This window comes from Blastococcus colisei (assembly GCF_006717095.1).
GTDB lineage: Bacteria > Actinomycetota > Actinomycetes > Mycobacteriales > Geodermatophilaceae > Blastococcus_B > Blastococcus_B colisei.
The window spans coordinates 344,757-371,231 of record NZ_VFQE01000002.1; the positions used below are offsets into that span (position 1 = coordinate 344,757).

Annotated in this window: 22 protein-coding genes; 12 read left to right on the forward strand and 10 right to left on the reverse strand. The window is 73.7% G+C overall.

All coding sequences use genetic code 11. The annotated features are described in order from the left end of the window. The 4 genes from FHU33_RS21120 to FHU33_RS21135 form a co-directional block, all read right to left on the reverse strand. Positions 1 to 861 carry a tetratricopeptide repeat protein gene (locus FHU33_RS21120; protein WP_142027567.1) on the reverse strand — a complete coding sequence of 287 codons (861 nt, stop codon included), beginning with the start codon at positions 859 to 861 and terminating at the stop codon, positions 1 to 3. A 66-nt stretch (positions 862 to 927) separates the two neighbouring features. Beyond that, positions 928 to 1,908 (reverse strand): TIGR03557 family F420-dependent LLM class oxidoreductase, encoded by a 981-nt coding sequence (locus tag FHU33_RS21125; protein ID WP_142027568.1) that lies wholly within the window; start codon positions 1,906 to 1,908, stop codon positions 928 to 930. Positions 1,909 to 1,946: 38 nt separating this feature from the next. Next, positions 1,947 to 3,143, reverse strand: coding sequence for an ABC transporter permease (locus FHU33_RS21130; protein ID WP_142027569.1), 1,197 nt, complete (start codon positions 3,141 to 3,143; stop codon positions 1,947 to 1,949). Then, positions 3,140 to 4,054 carry an ABC transporter ATP-binding protein gene (locus tag FHU33_RS21135; protein ID WP_142027570.1) on the reverse strand — a complete coding sequence of 305 codons (915 nt, stop codon included), beginning with the start codon at positions 4,052 to 4,054 and terminating at the stop codon, positions 3,140 to 3,142. Before FHU33_RS21135 ends, FHU33_RS21130 begins: the two co-directional genes overlap by 4 nt. A gap of 26 nt (positions 4,055 to 4,080) precedes the next feature. Here FHU33_RS21135 and FHU33_RS21140 point away from each other — a divergent pair, with 26 nt between their 5' ends. Further along, entirely contained in the window at positions 4,081 to 4,839 is a 759-nt protein-coding gene (locus tag FHU33_RS21140; protein ID WP_281281708.1) for a UdgX family uracil-DNA binding protein, read from the forward strand. A gap of 108 nt (positions 4,840 to 4,947) precedes the next feature. On the opposite strand, the gene FHU33_RS21145 is transcribed toward FHU33_RS21140, so the two are convergent. After that, a complete protein-coding gene (locus FHU33_RS21145) occupies positions 4,948 to 6,258 on the reverse strand; it encodes an MFS transporter (protein WP_142027572.1) in 1,311 nt (436 codons plus the stop codon). Next, a complete protein-coding gene (gene pdxH / locus FHU33_RS21150; RefSeq protein WP_211355312.1) occupies positions 6,255 to 6,902 on the reverse strand; it encodes a pyridoxamine 5'-phosphate oxidase in 648 nt (215 codons plus the stop codon). The genes FHU33_RS21145 and pdxH overlap by 4 nt, the downstream gene beginning before the upstream one ends. A gap of 187 nt (positions 6,903 to 7,089) precedes the next feature. On the opposite strand from pdxH, the gene FHU33_RS21155 reads away from it, so the two are divergent. From FHU33_RS21155 to FHU33_RS21170, 4 genes are all read left to right on the forward strand, one after another. After that, positions 7,090 to 8,220 carry a citrate synthase 2 gene (locus FHU33_RS21155; RefSeq protein ID WP_142027573.1) on the forward strand — a complete coding sequence of 377 codons (1,131 nt, stop codon included), beginning with the start codon at positions 7,090 to 7,092 and terminating at the stop codon, positions 8,218 to 8,220. Positions 8,221 to 8,337: 117 nt separating this feature from the next. After that, entirely contained in the window at positions 8,338 to 9,453 is a 1,116-nt protein-coding gene (serC, locus tag FHU33_RS21160) for a phosphoserine transaminase (RefSeq protein ID WP_142027574.1), read from the forward strand. 134 nt (positions 9,454 to 9,587) lie between these two features. Further along, the gene (locus FHU33_RS21165; RefSeq protein ID WP_246064073.1) at positions 9,588 to 12,296 is read left to right on the forward strand and encodes an ATP-binding protein; all 2,709 of its coding nucleotides are present in this window, start codon (positions 9,588 to 9,590) and stop codon (positions 12,294 to 12,296) included. A 13-nt stretch (positions 12,297 to 12,309) separates the two neighbouring features. Continuing rightward, positions 12,310 to 14,640 carry a glycoside hydrolase family 65 protein gene (locus tag FHU33_RS21170; RefSeq protein ID WP_142027575.1) on the forward strand — a complete coding sequence of 777 codons (2,331 nt, stop codon included), beginning with the start codon at positions 12,310 to 12,312 and terminating at the stop codon, positions 14,638 to 14,640. Between the two features lie 11 nt (positions 14,641 to 14,651). Here FHU33_RS21170 and FHU33_RS21175 read toward each other — a convergent pair whose 3' ends face one another. Both FHU33_RS21175 and FHU33_RS21180 read right to left on the reverse strand, forming a co-directional pair. After that, complete coding sequence (locus FHU33_RS21175; RefSeq protein ID WP_142027576.1) at positions 14,652 to 16,136, reverse strand: circularly permuted type 2 ATP-grasp protein; 1,485 nt, start codon at positions 16,134 to 16,136, stop codon at positions 14,652 to 14,654. Beyond that, positions 16,133 to 18,031, reverse strand: coding sequence for a S9 family peptidase (locus FHU33_RS21180; protein WP_142027577.1), 1,899 nt, complete (start codon positions 18,029 to 18,031; stop codon positions 16,133 to 16,135). Before FHU33_RS21180 ends, FHU33_RS21175 begins: the two co-directional genes overlap by 4 nt. 252 nt (positions 18,032 to 18,283) lie before the next feature. Here FHU33_RS21180 and sepH point away from each other — a divergent pair, with 252 nt between their 5' ends. After that, a complete protein-coding gene (sepH, locus tag FHU33_RS21185; protein ID WP_142027578.1) occupies positions 18,284 to 19,222 on the forward strand; it encodes a septation protein SepH in 939 nt (312 codons plus the stop codon). Between the two features lie 66 nt (positions 19,223 to 19,288). Beyond that, complete coding sequence (locus tag FHU33_RS21190; RefSeq protein ID WP_246064075.1) at positions 19,289 to 19,744, forward strand: YflT domain-containing protein; 456 nt, start codon at positions 19,289 to 19,291, stop codon at positions 19,742 to 19,744. 4 nt (positions 19,745 to 19,748) lie between these two features. On the opposite strand, the gene FHU33_RS21195 is transcribed toward FHU33_RS21190, so the two are convergent. Next, entirely contained in the window at positions 19,749 to 20,558 is an 810-nt protein-coding gene (locus FHU33_RS21195; RefSeq protein WP_142027580.1) for a TrmH family RNA methyltransferase, read from the reverse strand. Positions 20,559 to 20,759: 201 nt separating this feature from the next. On the opposite strand from FHU33_RS21195, the gene FHU33_RS21200 reads away from it, so the two are divergent. The 4 genes from FHU33_RS21200 (at position 20,760) to FHU33_RS21215 (ending at position 24,406) form a co-directional block, all read left to right on the forward strand. Next, positions 20,760 to 21,479: an ABC transporter ATP-binding protein gene (locus FHU33_RS21200; RefSeq protein WP_142027581.1), complete on the forward strand. Its 720-nt coding sequence runs from the start codon at positions 20,760 to 20,762 to the stop codon at positions 21,477 to 21,479. Beyond that, positions 21,476 to 22,267 (forward strand): ABC transporter permease, encoded by a 792-nt coding sequence (locus tag FHU33_RS21205; RefSeq protein WP_246064077.1) that lies wholly within the window; start codon positions 21,476 to 21,478, stop codon positions 22,265 to 22,267. Before FHU33_RS21200 ends, FHU33_RS21205 begins: the two co-directional genes overlap by 4 nt. Continuing rightward, positions 22,183 to 22,887, forward strand: a complete 705-nt coding sequence (locus FHU33_RS21210) for a TetR/AcrR family transcriptional regulator (RefSeq protein WP_211355313.1) — start codon at positions 22,183 to 22,185, stop codon at positions 22,885 to 22,887. Before FHU33_RS21205 ends, FHU33_RS21210 begins: the two co-directional genes overlap by 85 nt. A 127-nt stretch (positions 22,888 to 23,014) precedes the next feature. Continuing rightward, positions 23,015 to 24,406: a transposase gene (locus tag FHU33_RS21215; protein WP_142025713.1), complete on the forward strand. Its 1,392-nt coding sequence runs from the start codon at positions 23,015 to 23,017 to the stop codon at positions 24,404 to 24,406. 188 nt (positions 24,407 to 24,594) lie between these two features. Here FHU33_RS21215 and FHU33_RS21220 read toward each other — a convergent pair whose 3' ends face one another. Beyond that, a complete protein-coding gene (locus FHU33_RS21220; RefSeq protein WP_246064078.1) occupies positions 24,595 to 25,446 on the reverse strand; it encodes a thioesterase family protein in 852 nt (283 codons plus the stop codon). Between FHU33_RS21220 and FHU33_RS21225 the strand changes: the two genes are divergently transcribed. Continuing rightward, a complete protein-coding gene (locus tag FHU33_RS21225) occupies positions 25,445 to 26,413 on the forward strand; it encodes an aldo/keto reductase (protein ID WP_142027582.1) in 969 nt (322 codons plus the stop codon). The genes FHU33_RS21220 and FHU33_RS21225 overlap by 2 nt on opposite strands. Positions 26,414 to 26,475 lie beyond the last annotated feature (62 nt).

Below are 26,475 nucleotides of genomic sequence, written 5' to 3' on the forward strand. Positions count from 1 at the left end.
TCAGCCGTGCTCGAGCTCCCGGAGGGCGTCGGCCGCCATCTGGTCGCCCGCCGCGGCGCCCAGCCGGAACTGCTCGACGGCGCCGTCGAAGTCACCCCGCTCGGCCAGCAGCACGGCGAGGTTGTGGTGGCAGTACGCCTCGCCCGCGGCGATGCCGCCGCGGTAGGCCTCCTCGGCGGCCTCGTCGTCCTGCAGCACGTCGGCGTAGAAGTTGCCCAGGGGCAGCCACGCCACGGCCTCGCCGCGCTTGGCGCCCTTCTCCAGCACGAAGCGGGCCTCGTCGTTGCGTCCCGTCTCCCGCAGCAGGTGGGCGAGGTCCGCGCGCGCCGCCGGGAAGTGGTCGGCGCCGGCCCAGAGGTCGGGCTCGAGCGAGGGGTCCAGCGTCGCGCACCAGCGCCAGCAGGCGACGACGGCCGCGGCCTCCTGGTCGCCCATGGCCGCGATCTCCATGGCGACGTCCATGGCCTGGTGCCGCTCGCCCTGCTCGCGCAGCAGGAAGGCCAGCTGGAGCCCGCCCTCGAGATCGCCGGCCTCCACGGCACCCCGGTAGGCGCGCATCGCACCGGCGAGGTCGCCGAGGTCCTCGAGCACCTTGCCGAGGTTCCGCCAGGCATCCCTCTCACCGTGGGTCAGTGCGACCTCGTAGGCCTCGACTGCCTCGGGGAACCGCTGCTGCGCGGCGAGCGCGTTACCGAGGTTGAACCAGGCCACGGAGTCACCGAGATCGGCGGCGCGGCGGAAGCACCACTCGGCGTCGCGCTGCCTCCCGACGTCGGCCAGGTCGCAGCCGAGGTCGATCAGCGCGTAGACGTCGTCGGAGGCCTGCAGCCGCGAGAGGCGGTCGTCCAGGTCCTCGGTCATGCCGCCGATGATCGCGGCCCGCACGCGCCCTGGCGTCTCCCGTCAGGGTGACCTCACCCCAAGAGGTCAGCCGCCGAAGGCCTCCCGCCAGGCCGGCATCAGCGTCTTCTGGCTCCACTCGAGGTACGGCGCCTGCTGGTCGCCGCCGATCTGGACCAGCGCGAGGTGGGTGAAGCCGGCGTCGGCGTACTCCTTCGCCGCCTCGATGACGGCACCGACGTCGTCGCCGCACGGGATGCTGCCGGCGACGTCCTCCTCGCGGACGAACTGGCTCGCCGCGTCGAACGCCGTCGGCCCCGGCAGCTCGGCGTTGACCTTCCAGCCCAGCCCGAACCACCGGAAGAGGGTGTGCGCGCGGGTGACCGCGGCGGCCTTGTCGGTGCCGTAGCTGATCGGCATCTGCGCGATGCGGGGCTTGCCGGTCCCGCCCGCGGCGTCGAAGGCATCCCCCAGCTCCGCGAGGGGGTCGGTGGCGATCAGCGCGTCGGCCAGCTCGCCGGCGATCGTGGCGGCCTGCTTCCCGCCGGCCGCGACCCCGATGGGTACCCGCTTCTCCGGGAGGTCCCAGAGCTTGGCGGACTCGACGTCGAAGTGCTCGCCGCGGAAGTTGGTGTAGCCGTCGCCGTCGAAGAGCTCGCGGATGATGTGGATCGCCTCGACCAGCATGTCCTGGCGCACGTCGGCCGGCGGCCAGCCCGCGCCGACGACGTGCTCGTTGAGGTTCTCCCCGGCGCCGAGGCCGAGGGTGAACCGGCCGTCAGAGAGGATCTGCAGCGTCGCGGCCTTCTGAGCGACGACGGCCGGGTGGTACCGGAAGGTCGGGCAGGTCACGTACGTCGTCAGCGGGATCCGGCTGGTCGCCTGGGCGGCCGCGCCCAGCACCGTCCAGGCGTGCGGCGAGTGGCCCATCTCGTCCAGCCACGGGAAGAAGTGGTCACTGCTCACCGCGAAGTCGAAGCCGGCTTCCTCGGCGCCCACCACGTGGCCGACCAGGTCCTTCGGCCCGGCCTGCTCGGTCATCATCGTGTAGCCCAGCTGCATGCCCATGGCGCGCGGCTACCCGGGGCGGGTGGGACCCAACCGGCTCAGACGCGCTCGGCCTTCAACGCCTCCCGCACCTTGAGCCTGCCGCCGGTGCGGAGCAGGGCGCCGGCGTAGATGCGGCCGCCGACGCGCACCACGGCGGCGATCGCGACGAGCATGATCACCACCGCGAGCCCGACCTCCCACGGCGCCACCTCACCTGCCGCCTGCCGGACCGGCATCACCAGGGGCGAGAGGCCCGGCACGAAGGAGGTGACGACCGCCAGCGTCCCCGTGGGGGCGGCCGCCGCCTGGAAACCGACGACGAAGGCGGCGACGAGGAGCAGGATCGTCGGCATCACCACGGTGTTGAGGTCCTCCTGCCGGCTGACCAGGGACGCCGCCACGGCGAAGATGGCCGCGTAGAACGCGTAGCCGAGGACGAACCAGAGCACCACCGAGACCGCGGTCCCGATCAGTTCCCCGGGGATGTCCACCAGGTCGAGAGCCAGGGCGCCCACGACCCCCACGGTCGCGATCACGACGATCTGGGCCAGCCCCAGCAGCCCCAGACCCAGGATCTTGCCGGCGAGCAGCTGCCACGGCTTCATCGTGGCGAGCAGCAGCTCCACGACGCGGCTGGACTTCTCCTCCACCACGCCCTGCGCCACGAACTGGCCGAACATGATCAGCAACCCGTACAGGACCACGACGCCGACGAGCGCCATGACGACCCGCTGTCCGTCCTCGTCCGCGTCCGGGTCCGGGTCCAGCGAGGTGATCGCCACCTCGGGTGCGTCGAGGCCGGTGATCCCCGCCTCGGCCAGCTGCTCGGCGAGGGCCAGCTGGGCCACCGCGCCCTGGACGACGGCCTGCAGCGAGCCGCCGGCCGACTGCTCGACCAGCAGTTCCGGTGCGCCTGCCCCGTCGGCCAGGAGCACGCCGTCGACGTCGCCGTCCTCGATCGCGGCGCGCGCGGCGGCCTCGTCGGCCAGCTCCACGGTCTCGACCTCGACGTCGAGGGCTTCGCCCTGGGCGCTCAGTGCCGGGCCGAACGTGCTGAGGTCGCCCACGACGCCGACCCGGGTCTCCTCGCTGCCGGAGTCCAGTGCGACCTGGAGGCCGAGCATCCCGACCAGCACCACGAGGATGAAGACCGAGCTGATGATGAAGTTCCTGTCCCGCACCCGGGCGGAGATCTCGCGGGCGGCGACCAGCCGGACCAGAGAGGCGCTGCTCACCGTGCGAGGTCCGCTCACGCCGCCACCTCCTCGAGGGTCGGGACGGCGACGGCCCCGCGGAACAGCTCGACCAGCGTCGGCTGCTGCCAGGCGAAATGGGTGACCCGGCCGGTGCGCAGGGCGGCCGCGAGCACCTCCTGGTCGTCGGCGGCGTCGGAGAGCTCGAGCACCGTGTCCCCGGCCTGCTCCGACACCACCCGGACGCCGGTCAGCTCGGCGGCCCAGCGCGGAGCGGCCTCAGAGACCACCACCCGCAGCAGCCGGCCGGCCTCGCGGCGGCGCAGCTCGTCGACGGTGCCGGTGGCGACCATCCGGCCGCGCGCCAGGATGCCGACGGAATCGCAGAGCCGTTCGACGAGGTCGAGCTGGTGGCTGGAGAACACGACCGGCACGCCGTTGCGGGCCTGGTCGAGCAGGGCTTCGGCCAGTGAGTCCACACCGATCGGGTCCAGGCCGGAGAACGGCTCGTCGAGGATCAGCACCTCGGGCCGGCTGACCAGGGCGGCCGCCAGTTGGACGCGCTGCTGGTTGCCCAGTGACAGCTTCTCGACGGCGTCACCGCGGCGGGCGGCGAGGCCGAGCCGCTCGACCCATTCGTCGGAGGCCTTCGCCGCGGCCGCACCGGCCAGGCCGTGCAGCCGGGCGAAGTAGGCGACCTGCTCGCCCACCTTCATCTTCGGATAGAGCCCGCGCTCCTCCGGCATGTAGCCGATCCGGCGGCGGGTGCCCTGGTCGAGGGCCCGGTCCTGCCAGCGGACCTCGCCGGCGTCGGCCCGGATCAGGCCCATGGCGATCCGCATCGTCGTCGTCTTGCCGGCGCCGTTGGACCCGCAGAAGCCGAACATCGAGCCGGGGGCGACGGTGAACCCGACCCCGTCGAGCACGCGGTTGTCGCCGAAGCTCTTGTGGAGACCGTCGAACTCGAGCACATCTCCCCCAGCGGTCGGCGGCTTTACTGCTCCGCACCGTATCGGTCGCTCGTGTCGCGGTCGCCGCGCCACTGCGGTGTCATCGGCGCATGAGCGAACGCAATCGGCCGGCGGACCCGCCCGCCGGCGTCGGGCTCGAGGGACTGCGCGCCGCGGCCGCCGGCTGCCGGGCCTGCGAGCTGTGGGAGCCGGCGACGCAGACGGTGTTCGGCGAGGGCCCGGAGACCGCACGGATCGTGTTCGTCGGGGAGCAGCCCGGCGACCAGGAGGATCGCAAGGGCGAGCCGTTCGTCGGGCCGGCGGGCCGGCTGCTCGACAAGGCCCTGAGCTATGCGCGCATCGACCGCCGGGACGCCTACGTGACCAACGCCGTGAAGCACTTCGGCCACATCGTGAAGGGCAAGCGGCGGATCCACCAGACGCCGAAGCCCGAGCACCTGCGTGCGTGCCGGCCGTGGCTGGAGGCGGAGTTCGCCGTCCTCCAGCCGGAGGTCGTCGTCTGTCTCGGGGCGACCGCGGCCAAGGCGCTGATCTCGCCGTCCTTCCGGATCACGAAGGACCGCGGGCAGCTGATCCCGTGGACGCCGCCCGGCGTCGCCGCCGTCGCGGACGACGGGCACCAGGAGGCCGACGACGACGAGCCGGACGAGGGCGCGCCGGCCCAGACCTGGATGCTCGCGACCACGCACCCCTCGGCGATCCTGCGCACGCCGGACGAGGCCCGCGACGCCGCCTACGACGCGCTGGTCGCCGACCTGAGGGTGGTCGCCCGCGCGCTGGCGTGAGGTCGCCCCACCGGGTCTGGGCATCGTCCTCACCGTGCGGTCGCCGACCACGTGCTGCAGCGCGAGGTCGGCGACCCGGAGCTGAGGTTCGCGGGGTCGACCGACGGCTCAGCTGGCTGCCCGCGAGGCGCGGAAGAGCCAGAACGACGGGACGACCAGCGCGACGACGGCCATGGCGACCACCACGACGACCCCGCCGGACACCATCGCGACGGTCACCGACGCGGCACTGGCGAGCGCCCCGGCCCGCAGGTCGCCCAGCCGCGGACCGCCCGCGACGACGACGATGAACACGCCCTGCATCCGGCCGCGCATGTCGTCGGGTGCGGCCAGCTGCAGCATCGAGGAGCGCAGCACCGCGCTCACCATGTCGCCGGCGCCGGCGACCGCGAGGCAGAGCACGGCCAGCCACAGCGTCGGCGCGAACCCGAAGCCGATGATCGCCACGCCCCAGACCGCGATCGCCGCGAGCACCACCGCGCCCTGCCGGTCGACCCGCGAGACCCAGCCCGACGTCAGCCCGGAGACCAGCGCCCCGATCGAGATGCCGGCGAAGAGCCAGCCGAGGCTGTTGGGCGAGTCCGCGTACCGGGTCTGCGACAGCTCCGGGAAGACCGCCTGGGGCCAGGCGAACATCATCGCGATGATGTCGACGACGAACGTCATCAGCAGCACCGGCTGGGTACGCAGGAACGCGAAGCCCTCCCCCACCCCGCGCACCGCGGCCCGCAGGCGCAGCGGTCCGTCCACCCCGGCCGGCGGCAGTGGGGGCAGGCCGCGCAGCAGCACCGCCGCCGCGAGGAACCCCAGGGCGTCGACGACGTAGGTCAGGAAGAGCTCGCCCATCCCGATGAGCACCCCCGCCAGCAGCGGGCCCACGATCACGCCGACCTGCCGCACCGTCATCGCCAGCGCGTTGGCGGCGGGGACGCCCGCCGTACCGACGATCGCCGGGATCACCGCGCTCCTCGTGGGCTGGTTGACCGCGGCGAAGCCGGAGACGCACGCCGTGAGCACCCACAGCAGCACGAGGTTGCCGCCGCCGGGCAGCAGCGCCTGGACGGCGAGCAGCGCGCTGGTCACCGCCGCCCCGACGGAGGTGATGAGCATGAGCCGGCGCCGGTCCATCGCGTCGGCGATCGCGCCGCCGAGGAGACCGAACACGACCAGCGGCACCAGCGCCACGACCGAGGTGACGCCGACCATCAGCGAGGAGCCGGTCAGCAGGTAGACCTGGAACGGGACGGCGACCAGCGTCATCTGCTGGCCGAGCATCGTGGCGGCGACGCCCCAGAACAGCCGCCGGTAGTGCGGGTTGCGCAGCGGCGTGGTGTCGATCGCCCAGCCTCGCCGCCGGTCGACCGGCACCGGCTGCTCGACCGGTCCTCCCCCCTCGACCGGGTCGACCGGCGACGTCACGGAGCGAGCCGCTGGACGATCCAGCCTCCGCCCTCCTCGTCGTCGCGGACGAACCGCAGCCGGTCGTGCAACCGGTCCTTGCCGCCCTGCCAGAACTCCACGCGCTCGGGCAGCACCCGGTAGCCGCCCCAGATCTCGGGCCGGGGCACCGGGCCGTCGGCCGTCTGCGCGTCGAGCTGCCGCAGCCGCTGGACCAGCTCCTCCCGCGAATCGACGACGGTCGACTGCACCGACGCCACGGCGGCCAGCTGCGCCCCGCGCGGCCGCGGGTCCCACAGCCCGTCGGAGGCGGTGCCGCCGATCCGCTCCACCCGCCCGCTGACCCGCACCTGCCGCTGCAGCGCGTGCCAGGGGAAGACGAGCGCGGCGCGGGGGTTGGCCGCGAGCTGCGCGCCCTTCGCCGAGGCGTAGCTCGTGCCGAAGATGAAGCCGAACTCGTCGTAGCCCTTCATCAGGACGACGCGGGCGTCCGGCGCCCCGTCGGCGTCGGCCGTGGCGACGACGACGGCGTTGGGCTCGGACACCTCGGCCGCGACGACGTCGGCGAACCAGCGGTCGAACTGCTCCACCCACGTGGGGGCCAGTTCCTCCTCGGTCAACCGGCCGGCCGTGTAGTCGTTGCGCATGCGGGAGAGGTCGGGCACGCCGTCATGCTGGCACCGCGGGACGACGTGAGCGCGCGAGGGCCGGGCCCGGGAGGACGACGACACCGCTGGAACGGCCGGGAGATGCCCCCCGTGTGCCCGGCGTGGCACCACCACCTAGGGTCGGCAGGCAATCTGCGTGCCATGTCCCCGGCGCGCAGCGTCCGCGCGCAGAGGAGCATGCGAGATGGCCGACGACTTCGTACCCGGCCTGGAAGGCATCATCGCCTTCGAGACCGAGATCGCCGAACCCGACAAGGACGGCGGTGCCCTCCGCTATCGCGGCGTCGACATCGAGGATCTCGTCGGCAAGGTGACCTTCGGCAACGTCTGGGCCCTCCTGGTCGACGGCAAGTTCGGCCCGGGCCTCCCCCCGGCCGAGCCGTTCCCGATCCCGGTGCACACCGGCGACGTCCGCGTCGACGTCCAGGCCGCGCTGGCGATGCTGACCCCGATCTGGGGCTACCGCCCGCTGCTGGACATCGACGCCGAGGAGGCCCGCGAGGAGCTCGCCCGGGCCGCCGTCATGGCGCTGTCCTACGTGGCGCAGTCGGCCCGTGGCATCGGCATCCCTGCCGTCCCGCAGCGCCGCATCGACGAGGCCTCGACCATCGTCGAGCGGTTCATGGTCCGCTGGCGCGGCGAGCCCGACCCGGCGCACGTCGCCGCCGTCGACGCCTACTGGACGTCGGCTGCCGAGCACGGCATGAACGCCTCCACCTTCACCGCGCGCGTGATCGCGTCCACCGGTGCCGACGTCGCGGCGTCGATGTCGGGAGCGATCGGCGCCATGTCCGGCCCGCTGCACGGGGGCGCCCCCTCCCGGGTGCTGCACATGCTGGACGAGGTCGAGCGGGCCGGGAATGCCGAGAAGTACGTCAAGGACCTGCTCGACAAGGGCGACCGGCTGATGGGCTTCGGTCACCGCGTCTACCGTGCCGAGGACCCCCGCGCCCGCGTGCTGCGCCGGTCGGCCGAGGAACTGGGCGCTCCCCGGTTCGAGGCCGCCCTGGCGCTGGAGCAGGCCGCGCTCAAGGAGCTGCGCGAGCGGCGTCCCGACCGGCCGGTCGAGACCAACGTGGAGTTCTGGGCGGCCATCGTCCTGGACTTCGCCGAGGTCCCGGCGCACATGTTCACCTCGATGTTCACCTGCGCCCGCACCGCCGGCTGGTGCGCGCACATCCTCGAGCAGAAGAACACCGGCCGCCTCGTGCGCCCGTCGGCCCGCTACATCGGCCCCGACCCGCGCAAGCCCGAGGAGGTCGAGGGCTGGGACACCATCCAGACCAAGCAGACCACCCAGGTCGCCCCGGCCTGAGCGCCGTCGGCTACGAATCGACGGCCCGGGTCCGCGCTCTGCGGTCCCGGGCCGTCGTCGTTCCACCCCGCCCCGACGCACCGCCGGCACCGAGACGAACCGAGAGGCACTTCCCGGATGAGCATCACCATCCCCGCCGAGCTCCTGCCGGCCGACGGCCGGTTCGGCTGCGGGCCGTCCAAGGTGCGGCCGGAGGCGCTGCGCGCCCTCGCCGCCGACGGAGCCTCGGTCATGGGCACCTCGCACCGCCAGGCGCCGGTCAAGGGGCTGGTCCGCGACGTCCGCGACGGCCTCCGGCAGCTCTTCGACCTGCCGGACGGCTACGAGGTCGTCCTCGGCAACGGCGGGACGACGGCGTTCTGGGACGCCGCCGCCTTCGGCCTGATCCGGGACCGCGCGGCGTTCGGCACCTACGGGGAGTTCTCCGCCAAGTTCGCCTCCGGCGTCAAGGAGACCCCGTTCCTCGGCGATCCGGTGATCGCCGAGGGCGAGCCCGGCACCCTCGCCCTGCCGAAGGGTCAGGACGGCATCGACGCCTACGGGTGGGCGCACAACGAGACGTCCACCGGCGTCATGGCACCCATCCAGCGACCGCACGGCGGGGACGACGACGCCCTGGTGCTGATCGACGCGACCAGCGGCGCCGGCGGCCTGCCGGTCGACATCGCGCAGACCGACGTCTACTACTTCGCCCCGCAGAAGTCCTTCGCCGCCGACGGCGGGCTGTGGGTGGCGCTCATGTCCGGCGACGCGCTGGCCCGGGTGGCCGAGATCAAGTCCTCCGGTCGCTGGATCCCCGGCTTCCTCGACCTGTCGATCGCGGTCGACAACTCGACCAAGGACCAGACGTACAACACCCCGGCCGTGGCCACGCTGTTCCTGCTGGCCGACCAGATCCGGTGGCTGCTCTCGCTGGGCGGCCTGTCCGGAGCGGTCGGGCGGACCACCGACTCCTCCAGCCGGCTCTACGGCTGGGCGGAGAAGTCCGAGTACGCCACGCCCTTCGTGGCCGACCCCGCCCACCGGTCCCTCGTCGTCGGGACGATCGACTTCGCCGACTCGGTGGACGCAGCGGCCCTGGCGAAGACCCTGCGGGCCAACGGGATCGTCGACGTCGAGCCCTACCGCAAGCTCGGCCGCAACCAGCTGCGCGTGGGGATGTTCCCGGCCGTCGACCCCGACGACGTGACGGCGCTGACCGCCTGCATCGACTACGTGGTCGAGCGCCTGTAGTCCCGCGCTGCCCGGGCGCGCGCCCAGGGACGGCAGGTACGTTCCCGGGGCGCCGTCGTGGCCGAGCAGGCGGTCGACCGGGCGTGTTCCGCCGGGATCCACGGTGGATCCCCGTTCTGCGGCTGGAGGTGAACGTGGTTCCCGATCCCCCGTCGGGACCCGACCGCGGCGAGCTGTTCGCCGCCGGTGGTGAGGCCGGCCGGCTCATGGCCGCCATCGACTGGGCCGCCACCCCGGTAGGACCGGTCGAGAGCTGGCCGGCCAGTCTGCGCTTCGCCATCCGCACCGTGCTGGTCTCCAAGTTTCCCATGGTGCTGACCTGGGGACCGGAGTTCATCCAGTTCTACAACGACGCCTACGCGCCCTTCATCGGCGCGAAGCACCCGGCGATCGGGAAGGACATCCGCCAGACCCTCGCCGAGGGCTGGGACGCGCTCGGCCCGCCCATCGCGCACGCCATGACCACCCTCGAGGCGTCCTGGCTGCCGGGTCTCCTCCTCCTGCTCGAGCGCGCCGGCTACCGCGAGGAGACCTACTTCACCGTCTCCCACGCGCCCGCGTTCGGGGACGACGGCGCCGTGGCCGGCATGCACGGGGTGTGCACGGAGGTCACCGGGCAGATCGTCGGCGGGCGCCGACAGCGACTCCTCCACGACCTGGCGACGGAAGGTTCCCGGCTGGGGGACGAGCAGGAGACGGTGGCGGCGATGTGCGCCGCGCTGTCGGCCGACTCGCTGGACCTGCCGTTCGCCGCCGTGTACCTCTCCTCGCCCGGCGAAACCGGGTTCCGTCGCATCGCCGCGGTCGGCTGCGATCCCACCTTGCTGCCGGGGACAGCGGGGACCGCGGCGGAGCTCACCGGCATCGTCGACCGGCTGGACGTGATCGGTGGCCCGTTCGGTGACCGGGTCGCCGAGGCCGTCGTCCTCCCGCTCACCGCCACCCGGGACGGCGAGCCGCTCGGGCTGCTCCTCGCAGGCAAGAGCCCCAATCTGGCGCTGGACGTGGAGTACCGGTCCTTCTACGAGCTCGTGGCCGGGCAGTTCGCCGGCGTGATCGGCAACATCCGAGCCTTCGAGACCGAGCGGCTACGGGCGGAGTCCCTCGCCGAGCTGGACCGCGCGAAGACGACGTTCTTCTCCGACGTCAGCCACGAGCTGCGCACGCCCCTGACGCTGCTGCTCGGCCCCATCGGCGACGTCCTCGAGGACACGACCGCCCCGCTGGCGCCCGGGGTGCAGGAGCAGCTGGAGCTCGCGATGCGCAACGGCCAGCGGCTGCAGCGGCTGGTCAACGACCTGCTCGACTTCGCGAGCATCGAGGCCGGACGGGCCAACCCCGTGCGGGTGGAGACCGACGTCGCCACGTTCACCGCGGAGCTCGCCGGCATCTTCCGCGCCGCCACCGAGCGGGCCGGACTGCGGCTGACCGTGGACTGCCCCCCGCTGGACCGGCCGGCCTACGTCGACCCGCGGATGTGGGAGAAGGTCGTCGTCAACCTCCTCGCGAACGCGGTCAAGTACACGTTCGTCGGCGGGATCGATGTCGCCCTGCATGCCGCCGACGACGGCTTCGTGCTGACGGTGACCGACACCGGCGTCGGGATCGTCGCCGACGAGCTGCCGCACCTCTTCGAGCGCTTCCACCGGGTGCCCGGGGCGACGGCCCGCACGCGGGAGGGCACCGGCATCGGTCTCGCGCTGGTGCAGGAACTGGCCGCGCTGCACGGCGGACACGTCTCGGTGACCAGCGAGCCGGGGGCCGGCAGCAGGTTCACCGTCACGCTGCCCTACGGCGCCCCGGACGTGGCCGACGACGAGCCGCGGGCCGTGGTCCGCCCGTCGGACGAGGCCCGCGGCGAGGCCGCGAGCTGGGAGGAGGACACCTCCCGGCCCGGCGAGCCGACGGCGGCCGTGTCGACCGGGGGGCCGGCGGGCCGGAACGTGCTGGTCGTCGACGACAACGCCGACATGCGCGCCTACCTGACCCGGCTGCTCGGGCCGCACTGGTCGGTGCGGACGACGGCGAACGGGGAGGAGGCGCTGGCGGCCGTGGCGGAGCGGCTCCCCGACCTCGTGCTGACCGACGTGATGATGCCCCGGGTGGACGGCTTCGAGCTGCTGCGCGCGCTGCGGGCCGACCCGGCGACCCGGCACATCCCGGTGATCATGCTGACCGCGCGGGCCGGTCAGGAGGCATCGGTCGAGGGCCTCCAGGCAGGGGCGGACGACTACCTGGCCAAGCCGTTCCGGGCCGACGAGCTCATCGCCCGTGTCCGGGTGGCCCTGGAGCGCGCCGCCGGCCGCGCCGCCCTCCCGGCCGCGGATCCGGTGGTCCCCGCTCCGGATGCCAGGACCATCGCGGCCCCCGCGCCGGCGCCCACGCTCTCAGCAGCCGGTAGGCCCGGACCTCCCTCGCCCCGCCGGCCGCAGGAGTCCACGCCCGGGCCGTTCGCGGAGTGGCGGCTGCCGTCGTTCGCGTCCTCCGTCCCCGTGCTGCGCCGCCGGCTGCGCGGCTGGCTGGCGACCGCGGGCATCGGGGAGGACCAGGCCTACGACCTGCTGCTGGCCGCCTGCGAGGCGGTGACCAACGCGATCGAGCACGCCCAGGAGCCGGCGCAGCCGTACTTCGACGTCACCGCCGCGGTCGACGGCGGGCACGTCCGCATCGCGGTGCGGGACTACGGGCAGTGGCGGGAGCGGGTGCCGAGCATGGATCGCGGCCGTGGCTCCACGCTGATGAGCGCGTTCGCCGAGATCACGGCCACCCCCAGCCCCGAGGGCACGACCGTGGTCATCTCCACCCCGCTGGCGGCCCAGCGACCGGACACCGCAACCTGCTGAGCAGGGACCTGACGTGACCGCCCCGACCCTCGACATCGCCCCGTGGCTCGTCCGTGAGCCACACGTGGACCCCGGGACGCTCGGCGTCGCGGAGTCCGTCTTCAGTCTCTCGAACGGGTACGTCGGGATCCGGGGCACGCTGGACGAGGTCGAGCCGCATGGCATGCGCGGCACATACCTGTCCGGGGTCTACGAGACGCATCCGCTGTCCTATCCCGAGGGCGGCTACGGGCACCCCGACGAGGGGCAGGCGATGCTCACCGTCGCCGACGGCACGCCGCTGCACCTGCTCGTCGACGGTGTCCCGCTCGACGTGCGGGAGGCATCCCCGGACATCCACGAGCGCACGCTGGACCTGCGTGCCGGCACGCTCGACCGCCGGGTGCGCTGGACCGCGCCGTCGGGCACGACGCTGGAGCTGCGCACCCGGCGGATCGTCTCCCTCGTGGAACGGTCGGTCTGCGCCGTGCGGTACGAGGTCCGCGCCGTGGACGGGCCGGCGCACGTCGTCGTCCGGTCCGAGCTCGTCGGCGGGGAGGTCACGCCGACGGGCGTGGACAACGCCGACCCGCGCGTCGCCGCGGCCTTGGACCACGCCTTCGAGACGCTCGCCCACGTCCGCACGGCGAACGGTGGCGTCCTCGCGGCACGGACGCGCGGGTCGGGCATCGGTGTCGCCGCCGCCGTCGGCCACGAGATCGACGGCGGGCGGGTGAGTACGCAGATCGACCACCAGGTCGTCACCACGGTCGCCGCCGACCTGCCGCCCGGAGGGAGCCTCACGATCGTCAAGGCCGTCGCGTACAGCTGGTCGCACGACGCCGGGCCGCACTCCCTCATCGGGCAGGCGTCGGCCGCCGTGAGCTCCGCACTCGATCTCGGGTGGGACGACCTGGTCGCCGGTCAGCGGGCCGTCCTCGACGAACTGTGGGCGACGGCGGACGTCGAGGTCGACGGCGACCCCGAGCTCCAGCAGGCGCTGCGCTACGGCGTCTTCCAGCTGTTCTGCTCCGCCGCCTGCATCTCGGGTGCCCCTGTGGGCGCCAAGGGCCTCACGGGCATGGGCTACAGCGGCCACACCTTCTGGGACGTCGAGGGCTTCGTCCTGCCCGCCCTGACGCTGCTGCACCCGGACGCGGCGGCCCGCCTGCTGCGGTGGCGCTCCGCCACGCTCGACGTCGCCCGCGAGCGCGCCGAGACGCTGGGGCTGCAGGGCGCCTGCTTCGCGTGGCGCACGATCAGCGGGCGGGAAGTGTCCGCGTACTGGCCGGCGAGCACGGCGGCGATGCACGTGAACGCCGACATCTCCCGCGCCTTCTGGCTCTACCAGAACGTCACGGCCGATGACCTCGACTCCGTCGGAGGCCTGGACGTGCTCGTCGAGACGGCCCGCCTGTGGATGTCCATGGGTCACGAGGACGCGGCGGGCGGGTGGCACCTGTTCGGCATGACGGGGCCGGACGAGTACACCGGGATCGTCGACGACAACGTCTTCACCAACCTCATGGCCCGGCGCAACCTCCTGTGTGCTGCCGACGCGTGCCAGCGGCTGCAGGCGCGCGCGTCGCAGCTGGGCGTGGACCACACCGAGACCTCCGCCTGGCGGGCCGCGGCGGCAGCGGTGCACGTCCCGTGGGACGAGGGCCTACGGGTGCACCCGATGAACGAGAACTTCACGACCTACCGGGAATGGCGGTTCGAGGACAAGCGCGACTCCTACCCGGTCCAGGAGCACCAGCACTACGCCAAGTTCTACCGGCGGCAGGTGCTCAAGCAGGCCGACCTCGTCCAGGCGCTGTGGTGGTGTCGCGACGACTTCACGGCCGAGGAGGTGGCGCGCGACCTCGACTACTACGAGGCGCGCACCGTCCGGGACTCCTCGCTGTCGGCGGCCGTCCAGGCCGTCGCGTGCGCCCAGGCGCAGCACCCCGATCTCGCCCTGCGCTACCTGCGGGAGTGCGCTCTGGTGGATCTCCGCGACGTCCAGGGAGACACCGCCAGCGGGCTGCACCTGGCCTCGGTAGGAGGAGCGTGGCTGGCGTTCGTCGCCGGTCTCGGTGGGCTGCGGGAGGACCACGAGGACCTCGAGATCGCGCCCCTGCTGCCGACGTCGCTCTCGCGCACCGCCTACCACGTCACCTGGCGCAGCAGGCTGCTCCGCGTCGAGACGACGCAGGAAGCCACCACGGTCGCACTGCTGCGTGGCGACGGGCCGGTGACCGTCGTCGTCGACGGCGCACCCCTGACGGTCACGGCCGCGGCACCCGGCCGCGTGCCGCTCCGTGCGCCGACCCCGTTGCTCGACGAGCCGCGGCAGCCGGCCGGTCGCGAACCGCGCACCTGAGAGGCGCTGGATCAGCCGAGGATCCAGGTGTCCTTGGCCCCGCCCCACCACCAGGTCGCGGGCTCCGGGCCGTCGGCCACGCGGGTGAGCGGTGCCGGCAGCGCGGTCGTGCCCTCGCCCGGACCCACCACGGACAGGACGCGCAGGTCGACGTGCCGCGGCCGGAGCGCACCGTCCACGAGGGTCGGCAGCGTCGTCGGCGTCACCGGCTCCCGGGCGACGAAGCGGTAGGGCGCGGCCGAGACCTCCGCCTGGAGGAAGGCCAGCTCCGCCGCCGAGCACGCGGGCCCCACGATCGTCCCCCGGCCGCCGTACCCGGCGACCGGCGTGATGACGAGCTCGTGCAGCCGGTCGCGCACCGCGGCCCACTGGTCCTCGTGGGCGAGTACCCAGGTGGGGACCGAGCCCAGCAGCGGCTCCTCCCCCAGGTAGAAGCGAATCATCTGCGGCACCCAGGCGTAGCTGGCGGCGTCGTCGGCGAGCTCGTTGCCCGGGACGTTGGCCAGGCCGAGCCGGCCGGCCCGCACCGCCTCGGTGAGCAGCACGTCCAGCGACTGCCCGATCGGGGTGCGGAACGCGGCCAGCAGGCCGTCGTCGAAGCGCCGGTAGAGGACGTCGATCGGGAGCCGCTCGCCGTCGACCGCGGCCTCCACACCGCCGTCCGTGCGTGGCCAGAGGTCCCCGGCCCGCACGAGCGGCGCGCCCAGGGCATCGGCGAACAGCCGGTGCTCGAACCAGGCGTTGTCGCTCTCCCCGGCGGTCAGGACGGCGAGCCGTGGCGTGCCCGTGCAGGCCGGCGGCGCCGCGGTCGCCAGCCCGGCGCGCAGCAGCGGCAGCGCGTCGGAGGGGTCGACGACCCCGGTGGCGGCGGCGAGCAGCTCGGGAACGGCGCCACGGAGGGCATCCCGGCCGGCCAGCGCGTACCCCAGGCCGGCCGGCACCCGCAGATGGTCGGCGGTCACCACCCACTCCCCCGACGCGGTGCGCTGCACGTCCGCGCCGGCCACGGTGGCCCGTCGCTGCCCCGGCCAGGCCTGACCGACGGCGCCGGGGTCGCGGACGGGGCTGTGCGCGACCGCCCACTGCGGCAGGACGCCGGCCCGCACCACCTGCGGGTCGCGGTCGACGTCCCCGCGCCGCCGGCCCGCGGCCCGGTAGGCGTCGGCGAGGAAGGCGTTGAGCGCGCGGTGCCGCTGCTCGACCCCGGCGGCGATCCGGGCCCACTCCGCGGCGGGCAGGATCCGCGGCACCGGATCCAGCGGAAAGGGGCGCACGTCCTGCCGGCCGTCGGACCAGGTGGCCACGGCGATCCCCCGTGCCGCCCCCTCCGCGGCGAGCGCGGTGGCGGCAGCCGTCAGGCCCGGCGTCCCCAGCCGCTGCAGGAACGAACCGATCCCGGCGTACCCGTCGCGCAGCCGGCCGTCCGGGCTGACCGCCTCGTCAGCCGGGGCTGCTGGGTAGCCGGCGAACGGATCTGCGTCCCCCGACCTGCTCACAGCCAGCGATCGAACCAGGCGGCAACGCGCTCGCCGAGCTCGACGAGGTGGTTCCGGCCGACGATGGTGTGCCCCTCACCGGGGAGCAGCAGCAGGTCGCTGGGCGCACCCAGGGCCTGGAGCGCCTGGTGCGCCTGCACCGACTCCGCCACCGGCACGTTCGTGTCGCGGTCGCCGTGCACGAAGAGCACCGGGGAGGTGAGCCGCTCCAGGTCGGTGATCGGCGAGAGTGCGGTGAGCAGCTCCCGGTCGGCGACCGGGTCGCCGTACTCGGTGACCGACGCCGCCGCCATCCACGGCTCCGTGCCGGCGAAGAACGTGCGCAGGTCGCTCATGCCGGCGCCGGTGACCCCGGCGGCGAACAGGCCGGGCCAGCGGGTGAGCGCGACCAGCGTCAGGTAGCCGCCGTAGGACCAGCCGTGGGCGCCGATCCGGCCCGGCTCGGCGATGCCGGCCGTGACGAGCTCGTCGACCGTCGTCCGGACGTCGGCGAAGGAGGCCTCGCGCGCCGGGCCGTCGTCGGCGGTGAGGAAGGCCCGGCCGAAGCCGCCGGAACCGCGCACGTTGGGCGCGAAGACCGTGAAGCCCGCGGCCACCAGCGACTGGGCGAGCGGCGACCAGTCCGGCCGCTCCTCGCCCTCGGGGCCGCCGTGGAAGCTCACGACCGTCCGGTTGGGCCCCTGGACCCCGGGCGGCACGTAGAGCCAGCCCGACAGCGGCAGCCCGTCGGAGGCGACGTAGTCGTACCGGACCGGGGTGACCAGGCCCTCGGGGTCGGGGCGGCACGGACCGGACGGGAGCGACGCGGGCACGCCGTCGTCCAGGGCGATGCGGAACAGCCCGCGCGGGGAGCGGGGCCCCGTCAGCTCGGCGATCATCGTGGCACCGTCCGCCGAGAGCGACCAGCCGGGCATGACCGGCTCGGGCAGGGGGATCTCGCGGACGCAGGACCCGTCGGACAGCGCGTGCACGCGCAGCTCGGTGACACCACCGGCGTTCCAGACGGCCAGGACGGTGCCGTCGGTGCGCAGGGCGTAGCCGTCCAGGTCGGCGTCCGGGCGGGCGAGCACGACGCGGCCCGCGCCCGGGACGCCGTCCTCGGCCAGCGGGACCTGCACCAGGCCGGACCGGTCGGTGAAGGGCTCCCCGGGCAGCGACGCCCGGAGGTACACGGAGCGGCCGTCGGGCCCGAAACGGCCGTCCTCCGAGGCGATGCCGCCGGGGGCGTCGAGACCGATCAGCCGACGCTGCACCCCCGAGCCCACGTCGACGACCACGACGTGGCGGTAGGCGCGCGGGCCGCGCCGGGCCAGGACGAACCGCTGGTCGACCGACACCGAGGTGACGGAGAGGAAGCCGCCGCGGGCCAGGGTGCGGTGCTCACCGGTGGCGGCATCGACGAGGACGACGTCGGCGTCGGGGCCGTCGCCCGGCGCGATCGAGCAGGCGTAGTGCCCGGGGCCGGTCCAGCCGCCGGCGAAGACGGTGGCGCGCGGGTCCTCCCCGGCGACGACGCGGTGGTCGCTCCCGTCGGGGCGGACGACGTGCAGTTCGGCGCAGATGGAGCCGCCGGGGCTCACCAGGTAGGCCAGCCGGCCGCCGTCCGGCGACCAGGCCACGGAGACGACCTCCTCGGCGGGGCCGGACAGCACGACGGGCGGCGTCGCCCCGTCGAGCACCGCCACCTCCAGCCGCGGGATGCCGGAGCGGTCGGTGACGTAGGCGACGCGGGAACCGTCCGGGGAGAGCGCCGGGCACCAGGCGCCGGGGGCGGCCGCGATCTCCGTGACGGCACGGCGCACCTCCGCGGGCAGCAGCTCGGGCGACGCCTCGGCGGGGGCGGCCAGCAGTCCGGCGGGCGCGGACGACCGCCGGTCGGTCAGTGGGCTGACCATGGACACCTCCTCGACAATCTCTCTCGGCCCGCGCCGCGGGCACCACTGTGCGGACCGTGTGTTTCGAACACGTGTCATCGCTCGGTATCGGCGGAGGTCGGGCGGTTCCGCACCCCCCTGGCGGGGGACGGTCCGGTCGGTTCCGGGACGCGCCACGCCGGGCCGCCTGCGGGCGCTGCCCGGAGCTCGCCGATAGCCTCGTGCTCCGGTCCGTCTCTCCGGCGGCCGGTCGCGCAGTCAGGAGGTCCGCCCATGCGCGCACTGCGCCTCGTGGCGCTCTCCGCCGACGGGAAGAGCCTCGTGCTGGCCGTCGAGGGCGCCGACGGTGCCGAGGGCGAGCGGTTCGAGCTGCCCATCGACGACCGGGTGCGCGCCGCGGCCCGCGGGGACGCCCGCCGGCTGACCCAGATCGACGTCGACGCCGGTGTGGAGCTGCCGCCCCGCGTCATCCAGGCACGCATCCGCGCCGGGGAGACCCCCGAGCAGGTGGCGGCGGCCTCCGGCACCCGCGTCGAGCGGATCATGCGATTCGCCCACCCGGTGATCCAGGAGCGGCAGCGCGTGGCCGAGCAGGCCCGCGAGGCCCGCGTCCGGCTCAGCGAGGGCTCCCCCGGCGGCGCCCTGCAGCAATTCATGACCGACCGGCTCCGGCTGATCGACTCCGACATCGACGCGGTCACGTGGGACGCCCACCGCACCGACGACGGCACCTGGCAGGTCACCGGCGCGTGGCGGGCCGGCGACAAGTCCGGCCTGACCCGCTGGACGTTCGACCTCCCTTCGCGCACCGTCACGCCCGCCGACGCGGCCACCATGGACTTCGCCGAGGGCACCCGGCTCGTGCGCGTGGTCCCCGACGTCCCCGCCGGCATGGCCGCGACGGCTCCCCGCCCGCGCGCGGTGAGCGTCGTCCGGACCGACACCGAGCGCGCCGACGACGACCCGATCCACGACACCGTCACGCCCGACGTCCTGCCGTCCGATCTGGCCGCGCACGACGACGAGCTGGTGCGGGACGTGCACCCCGCCAGCGGCTCCCCCGCCGACGAGCGGAGCTTCGACGCCCTGCTCGACGAGGTGGCCGACCACGACACCGTCGTCCTGGGGCGCAGCGAGGGCGAGGACGAGGATCCCCGCGCTCGCATCCCCGCGTGGGAGGACATCGTCTTCGGGGTCCGCCGCCACCGCTGACCCCGCGGCGCCGGGAACACCCTCGCCCGCTGCGCAGTTGAACCAGGCATGACAGCCTCGGTCTCCATGCCCACGGGCGGCGTCCAGGTCGGCTCCTACGACTCCTACGAGCAGGCGCAGGCCGCCGTCGACCACCTCTCGGACCAGAAGTTCGCCGTCGAGAACGTCACGATCATCGGGTCGGACCTGCGGATGATCGAGAAGGTGACCGGGCGCCTGACCCTGGGCCGGGCGGTCGCCGCGGGCGCCGCGGCCGGCGCCTGGTGGGGTCTGTTCGTCGGCCTGCTCCTCGGCATCTTCTCCCCGGACGGCAGCAGCTGGATCGGCTCGGTGCTCGCCGGCCTGCTGATCGGCCTCGTGTTCGGCGCGATCTTCGGCGGGATTGGCTACGCCGCCACGCAGGGACGGCGCGACTTCACCAGCACGAGCAAGATCGTCGCCAGCCGCTACGACGTCATGTGCCAGCCGGCCCACGCCGAGGAGGCGCGCGCCCACCTGGCGCGGTTCTCCCTCCGCGGCTGAGAGCTCAGCGCAGCATGGCGAAGGCGACCGCCGCCGCCGCGGCGACGCCCAGGGAGTCCACTCCCGTGCGCATCGGGATCCTGGCCCGCACGGTTGCCGCCTGCTGCGCCTCGGGGGTGAGCCCGGGGCCCTCCGCGCCGAGCAGCACCGCCGTGCGCGGATGGGCCGCCGGGTCGAGGTCGCCGAGATCGACGGCGTCCCGAGCCGGGGTCAGCGCCACCGTCGTGTAGCCGGCCTCGTGCAGCCGGTCCAGGCCGGTCGGCCACTCGGGCAGGACGGCGAACGGCAGCCCGAGCACGTGGCCCATCGAGACCCGGACCGACCTCCGGTAGAGCGGGTCGGCGCAGCGCGGGTCCAGCAGCAACCCGTCGACGCCCAGCGCGACCGCCGACCGCGCGATCGATCCCAGGTTCTCCGCGTCGTTGAGCGCCTCGAGGACGGCGAGCCGGCGGGGCGCCGCCGGGTCCGGCCCGGCCAGCAGGTCGCCGAGGTCCGCGGGCGGACGGCGGTCCGCCGACGCCACCACCCCACGGGTCAGCCGGAAGCCGATGACCTCCGACAGCACCCACTTGTCCGCCTCGTAGGCCGGGATGCCCTCCGGCAGGTCGAGCGCGGCCACCCGCCCCGGCACCCCGAAGACCGCCCGCACCCGGTACGGCGAGGCGAGCAGCCGCTCGACGGCAGGAACGCCCTCGACGATGACCGGGCCGAGCGCGCCGCGTGGCGTGCCGGCCGGCCGGTCGCCGGCCTTGAGGTCGCGGAAGTCGGCCACCCGGTCGTCGCGCGGATCGGTGATGACGACGGGGGCGGGCACGCCGCCGATTCTGCCCGCCCGCTGCCGCGGTGATCAGGTCACCTGATCACCAGGGGTCCTCCCTCGCGGTCGACCGTGAGGAAGGACCCCGAACGGTCAGGTGACCTGATCATCGACACGGGGACCAAGGACTCCGTTGACGCCGCTCCAACAACTCATCTAGCGTTGAGTTCATCAGCCGTTGAGTTCCTGGAGGCCGGCATGGACGCCGTCACCGTCACCGATCTCGGCGTCGACCGGGGGCGCAGGCGCGTCCTGCCCGGTCTCTCGTTCGCCGTCCCGGCCGGGCAGGTCACCGGTCTGCTCGGGCCCAGCGGCAGCGGGAAGACGACGCTCATGCGCGCGCTCGTCGGGGTCCAGCAGGTGCGCTCCGGTCAGGTCACCGTGCTCGGGGAACCGGCCGGTTCCCCGGGGTTGCGCGCCCGGGTCGGCTACGTCACGCAGGCACCGAGCGTCTACGACGACCTCACCGTGCGGGAGAACGCCCGCTACTTCGCCTCGCTGTACGGGATGAGCGCCCGGGAGGCCGACGCCGCGATCGCCGACGTCGGTCTCGCGGACGCCGCGGGCCAGCTCGTCGCTGATCTGTCCGGCGGCCAGCGGGGTCGCGCTTCCCTGGCCTGCGCCCTGGTGGGCAGCCCGGAGGTGCTCGTCCTCGACGAGCCGACCGTCGGTCTCGACCCGGTGCTGCGCGTCGAGCTGTGGGAAAGGTTCCACGCCCTGGCGGCTGCCGGGACGACGCTGATCGTGTCCAGCCACGTGATGGACGAGGCCGGCCGCTGCGACCGGCTGCTGCTGCTCCGCGCCGGCGAGCTCATCGCCGACTCCACGCCGGCGCAGCTGCGCGCCGACGGCCGCTCCGAGGACCTCGAAGAGGCGTTCCTCAACGTCGTCCGCGCCCGTGAGGAGGTGGCGGCGTGACCGCGACCCTGAGCCGCCCGGCTCCGGCACACCTGAGCCCTCGGCTCACCGCCGCGACCGCCGGCCGGGTCCTCCGCCAGCTGCGGCACGACCACCGGACCATCGCGATGATGCTGGTGCTGCCCAGCCTGCTGCTGGGCCTGCTCTACCTGCTCTGGAAGGACGTGCCCATGATGCCGGGACAACCCGGCGTCTTCGACCGGGTCGGCCTGACGATGCTCGGGATCTTCCCGTTCGTGGTGATGTTCCTGGTGACGAGCATCGCGATGCTGCGCGAGCGCACGTCCGGCACCCTCGAGCGGCTGCTGACCACTCCCCTCGCCCGGCTCGACCTGCTGCTCGGGTACGGCCTCGCGTTCGGGCTGGCGGCGGCCCTGCAGGCGGTGGTCACGGTGACCGTGGCGACGACGGTCTACGACCTGGAGGTGACCGGTTCGGTCTGGCTGGTCGTCCTCATCGCCGTCGTCGACGCGGTGCTGGGCGTCGCCCTCGGGTTGCTGGCCAGCGCCTTCGCCCGCAGCGAGTTCCAGGCGGTGCAGTTCATGCCGGTGATCGTGCTGCCGCAGTTCTTCCTCTGCGGCCTGCTCGTGCCGCGCGAGCAGATGGCGGGCTGGCTGCAGGCGATCAGCGACGTCCTCCCCCTCACCTACGCGGTCGAGGCGCTGCAGGAGGTCGGACGGTCGTCCGAGGCCACCGGCAGGATGTGGGTGGACGTCGGGATCGTGGCCGGCGCCGCCCTGGTCGCCCTCGCCCTGGCGGCGGCGACCCTGCGGAGGAGGACCAGCTGAGCGGAGCAGGACCCGCACGACGGTCGGGACGGCGCCCCGGGAACCCCGACACCCGGGACGCCGTCCTCGCCGCTGCCCGGGAGGCGTTCGCCGAGCGCGGCTTCGACGGCGCCACCATCCGCGGGATCGCCTCCGCCGCGGGCGTCGACCCGGCCCTGGTCCACCACTACTTCGGCAGCAAGGACAAGTTGTTCCTCGCCGCGATCGAGGCGCCGGCCAACCCTGCGGAGCTGCTGCCGGAGGTGCTGGCGGGAGGCCGGGAGAACCTGGGCGAGAACATCGTCCGGCTGCTCGTGCGCGTCTGGGACGGACCGATGCGGCCCGCCGCACTCGCGCTGGTCCGGTCCGCCGTGGGCAACGAGTGGACCGCGAAACTGCTGCGCGAGTTCCTCGTGTCCCAGATCCTGCGGCGCGTGGTCGGCACGCTGGGGCTTCCCACCGCCGAACGCGAGGCACGCGGCGCGCTGGCCGCGTCCCAGCTGATCGGCCTCGTCATGGCCCGCTACGTGCTCAAGGTCGAACCGCTCGCCTCCGCGTCACCGGAGTCGATCGTCGCGGCCATCGGCCCGACCGTGCAGCGCTACCTGACCGGCGAGGTGCAACTGCCGAAGCGGCCCTGACGCCGTCCTCCCTCGCCGTAGCTGGTCCTCCCTCGCCGTCGACGCTGAGGGAGGACCCTCGACGATCGAGCCTGTCGCACAAAGCGCGCCTGATTGATGATCATCCTGGGCGGCGGGAGACTGGGGTATGCCGCAGAACTTCATCCGCGGGGATGTCGATCAGGGGTTCCTGCTGCCGCCGGATGTGCGGGATTGGCTGCCCGACGGGGAGCTGGCCTGGACGGTCAAGGATGCGGTGGACTCGTTCGACCTGTCGGGGTTCAAGCGCTCGTATCGGGCCAACGGGCAGGGCGCGGCGGCGTTCGACCCGGCGCTGATGGTGGCGGTGCTGCTGTACGCGCACGCGGTCGGGGTGCGCTCGTCGCGGGCGATCGAGCGGCACTGTGTCCGCGATGTGGCGTTCCGGGTGCTGGCCGGCAATCGGGTGCCCGATCACGCCACGATCGCCCGGTTCGTCACGCGTCACCGCCAGCCGCTGCAGGAGCTGTTCGCGCAGGTGCTGCGGGTGTGTCACGAGGCCGGGATGGTGCGGCTGGGCGTGATCGCGGTGGACGGGACGAAGATCGCCGCGAACGCCTCCTGGTCGAAGAACCACACCTCGGCGTCGCTGGCCCACCAGGTCGCCGAGGAGCAGGCCCGCTACGACCAGCTGGCCGCCGAGCTGCTCGACGAACAGACGCGCATCGACGCGGCCGAGGACGCCGAACACGGCGACGACCGCGGGGATGAGCTGCCACCGCCGCTGCGCCGGCGGGCCGAGCGGTTGGCTCGACTGAAGGAGGCCAAGCAGCGCCTGGACGACGAGCAGGCCGCGGCCGTGGCCGAGCAGGAGGTGAGGAAGGCCGAGTGGCAGCGCCGCAAGGACGCCGGCACCCGCCGCGGCGCCCAACCGGGCGAGCATCCACCGGGCCGCAATCCGGACAAGGACAAGCCGCCGCGGGCCAACGCCACCGATCCGGACTCGCGGACGATGCGGGGCGGGCGGGGGCTGGTGCAGGGCTACAACGCCCAGGCCGCGGTCACCGAAGACCAGCTCATCGTCGGCCAGACGCTGACCCAGGCGGCCACCGACGCCCATCAGCTGTTTCCCGTCCTCGATGACGCCGCCGAGCAGCTGAACCAGGCCGGCATCGAGGAGACGCCCGACACCTGGGTCGCCGACGCCGGCTACGCCAACGAGGAGACCTTCACCGAGGCCGAGACCCGCGGCCTGCGCCTGCTGGCCCCGATGATCAGCGACGAACGCCGCGCCGCCGGCGAGGACCCCGCCGGGGACAAACCGCTGACCTCCCGCCCGGCCACCGCCCGCGCCCAGGACAGGCTGCGCACCCCCGAAGGCACGGAGAAATACGCCCTCCGAGGACGCACGGTCGAACCGGTCTTCGGCCAGATCAAAGACCGGCAGGGACTACGCCAGCTCCTCCGCCGCGGCCTGCAGAACGCCAAGACCGAGTGGTCGCTGGCCTGCACCGTGCACAACCTGCGCAAGATCCACGCCCACCGGCTGGCCACCGCCTGATCCGGGGGCGGCCGGCACCGCCGACAGCGCTGACCGGGCCACTATCCCCGCTCCCGACCACCATCAACCGGCGCCCGCCCCCCGACTCACAGCGCAACATCACCCAGCGATGCACCGCGGCGGCTCATCCGCCACCGTTCGCGCGACAGGCTCGATCAGGTCACCTGATCGTCGGGGAGGGGGACGAGTCAGCGGGGGGCGCGGGCGAGTTGGCGGCTCTGCGCGACCAGGCGGCCGGTGGAGTCCCAGATCCGGTAGTCCTCGTCCACCCACCCGCCGGAGATCTCGCTGGAGCGGGCCTCGACCAGGCACCAGCCGGGCGCCGGCAGTGCCCGCACGAGCACCTGCAGTTGCACCGTCGGCGCCCAGCCCGGATTGCCCATCGCGAAGCTGGTGGGCGGCAGCGCGTCGGCGAAGGTCAGCAGCGCCAGCGGGTCGGGCTCGCGGCCGTCGGCGAACCGCATCCACGCCCGCAGCACCGGCTCCCCCGAGGGCCGACCGAACGCCCAGCCCGCGGTGGCGATGTCGAGGCGGGTGTCCACCCGCAGGGAGAGCCCCGGCACCTGCACCCCGGGCGGCGCCAGGTCGCGGTGCTCGGCGACCGAGAAGCACTCCTCCACGGATGGGACGTCGGGCATCGGGTGGCTGTACTCCGACGGCGTGGAGCCCAGGGTCGCCGTCGTCGCCTGGACGGTCAGCGCCGGGCCGCCGGTGTCGGACAGCGTGACCAGCGAGTGGGCCAGCGTGCGCCCGGCCGGTCCGGGCACGACGGTGAGGGCAACCGGGCCGGCGGCCGGCGCGCGCAGGTAGCTGGCCGACACGGCCACCGGGTGCGGGTGCGGGCTCTCCAGCACCGCGGCCCGCGCGACGACCGACAGCAGGTAGCCACCGTTGAGGATGCCGCCGCCGACGTCCCATCCGGGGTCGAGGTCGGCGACCAGGCCTCCGCCCTCGGCCCGCCGGACGGCGGTGGCGGCGTCGAATGCGGTGGTCTGATCGTCCTGCGGCACGGCGATCAGGGTGCCAGGGTGGTGTTCCATGAAGTACACGCACCTCGGCCGCAGCGGCCTGACGGTCTCGCGCCTCTGCCTGGGCACCATGAACTTCGGCTGGAAGACCGAGGAGCCCGACTCGCACGCGATCATGGACCGGGCGCACGCCGAGGGGATCAACTTCCTCGACACCGCGAACGTCTACGGCTTCGACGCCGGCAAGGGCCGCACCGAGGAGGTGCTGGGCAGCTGGTTCGCCCAGGGCGGGGAGCGCCGGGAGAAGACGGTGCTGGCCACCAAGGTCTACGGCTCGATGACCGACTGGCCGAACGACACCTTCCTCTCGGCCCGGAACATCGTGCGCGCCTGCGAGGGCTCGCTGCGCCGCATGCGCACCGACTGGATCGACCTCTACCAGTTCCACCACGTCGACCTGAGGACGCCGTGGGAGGAGATCTGGCAGGCGTGCGAGACGCTCGTCGCCCAGGGCAAGGTCCTCTACGTCGGGTCCTCCAACCACGCCGCCTGGCAGATCGCCGCCGCCAACGAGGCCGCCGCCCGCCGCTCCTCCCAGGGCCTGGTCAGCGAGCAGTCGCACTACAACCTGCTGACCCGGCACGTGGAGCTCGAAGTGCTCCCCGCAGCGACGCACTACGGCGTCGGCATTCTCCCGTGGAGCCCGCTGGCCGGCGGTCTGCTGGCCGGCGTCCTGGAGAAGACCGAGGGCGGACGACGCAACGAGCAGCGCAACCAGGAGCGGATCGAGAAGCATCGGCCGGCGCTCGAGCAGTACGAGGCCTTCTGTCGCGAGCTCGGGCAGGCGCCCGCCGACGTCGGTCTGGCCTGGCTGCTGCACCAGCCGGCGGTGACCGCGCCCATCGTCGGCCCACGCACCATGGCGCAGTTCGAGGGGTCGCTGGCCGCGTTGGGGGTGACGCTGGACGACGCCGCCCTGGACCGGCTCGACGAGATCTTCCCCGGCTACGAGGCCGCGCCCATGGAGTACGCCTGGTGACTCCACCTGCCGAGGCATAGGTACCTATACGTGCATCTCCGGCACCAAAGCGCATGTAAAGG

Bases quoted from the DNA above. Each gene is read 5' to 3' on its own strand.
- sepH (WP_142027578.1), top strand. From the start codon at position 18,284: ATGCGCGCACTGCGCCTCGTGGCGCTCTCCGCCGACGGGAAGAGCCTC.
- FHU33_RS21190 (WP_246064075.1), top strand. From the start codon at position 19,289: ATGCCCACGGGCGGCGTCCAGGTCGGCTCCTACGACTCCTACGAGCAG.
- FHU33_RS21155 (WP_142027573.1), top strand. From the start codon at position 7,090: ATGGCCGACGACTTCGTACCCGGCCTGGAAGGCATCATCGCCTTCGAG.
- serC (WP_142027574.1), top strand. From the start codon at position 8,338: ATGAGCATCACCATCCCCGCCGAGCTCCTGCCGGCCGACGGCCGGTTC.
- FHU33_RS21200 (WP_142027581.1), top strand. From the start codon at position 20,760: ATGGACGCCGTCACCGTCACCGATCTCGGCGTCGACCGGGGGCGCAGG.
- FHU33_RS21120 (WP_142027567.1), bottom strand. From the start codon at position 861: ATGACCGAGGACCTGGACGACCGCCTCTCGCGGCTGCAGGCCTCCGAC.
- FHU33_RS21225 (WP_142027582.1), top strand. From the start codon at position 25,445: ATGAAGTACACGCACCTCGGCCGCAGCGGCCTGACGGTCTCGCGCCTC.
- FHU33_RS21215 (WP_142025713.1), top strand. From the start codon at position 23,015: ATGCCGCAGAACTTCATCCGCGGGGATGTCGATCAGGGGTTCCTGCTG.
- FHU33_RS21125 (WP_142027568.1), bottom strand. From the start codon at position 1,908: ATGGGCATGCAGCTGGGCTACACGATGATGACCGAGCAGGCCGGGCCG.
- FHU33_RS21180 (WP_142027577.1), bottom strand. From the start codon at position 18,031: ATGGTCAGCCCACTGACCGACCGGCGGTCGTCCGCGCCCGCCGGACTG.
- FHU33_RS21220 (WP_246064078.1), bottom strand. From the start codon at position 25,446: ATGGAACACCACCCTGGCACCCTGATCGCCGTGCCGCAGGACGATCAG.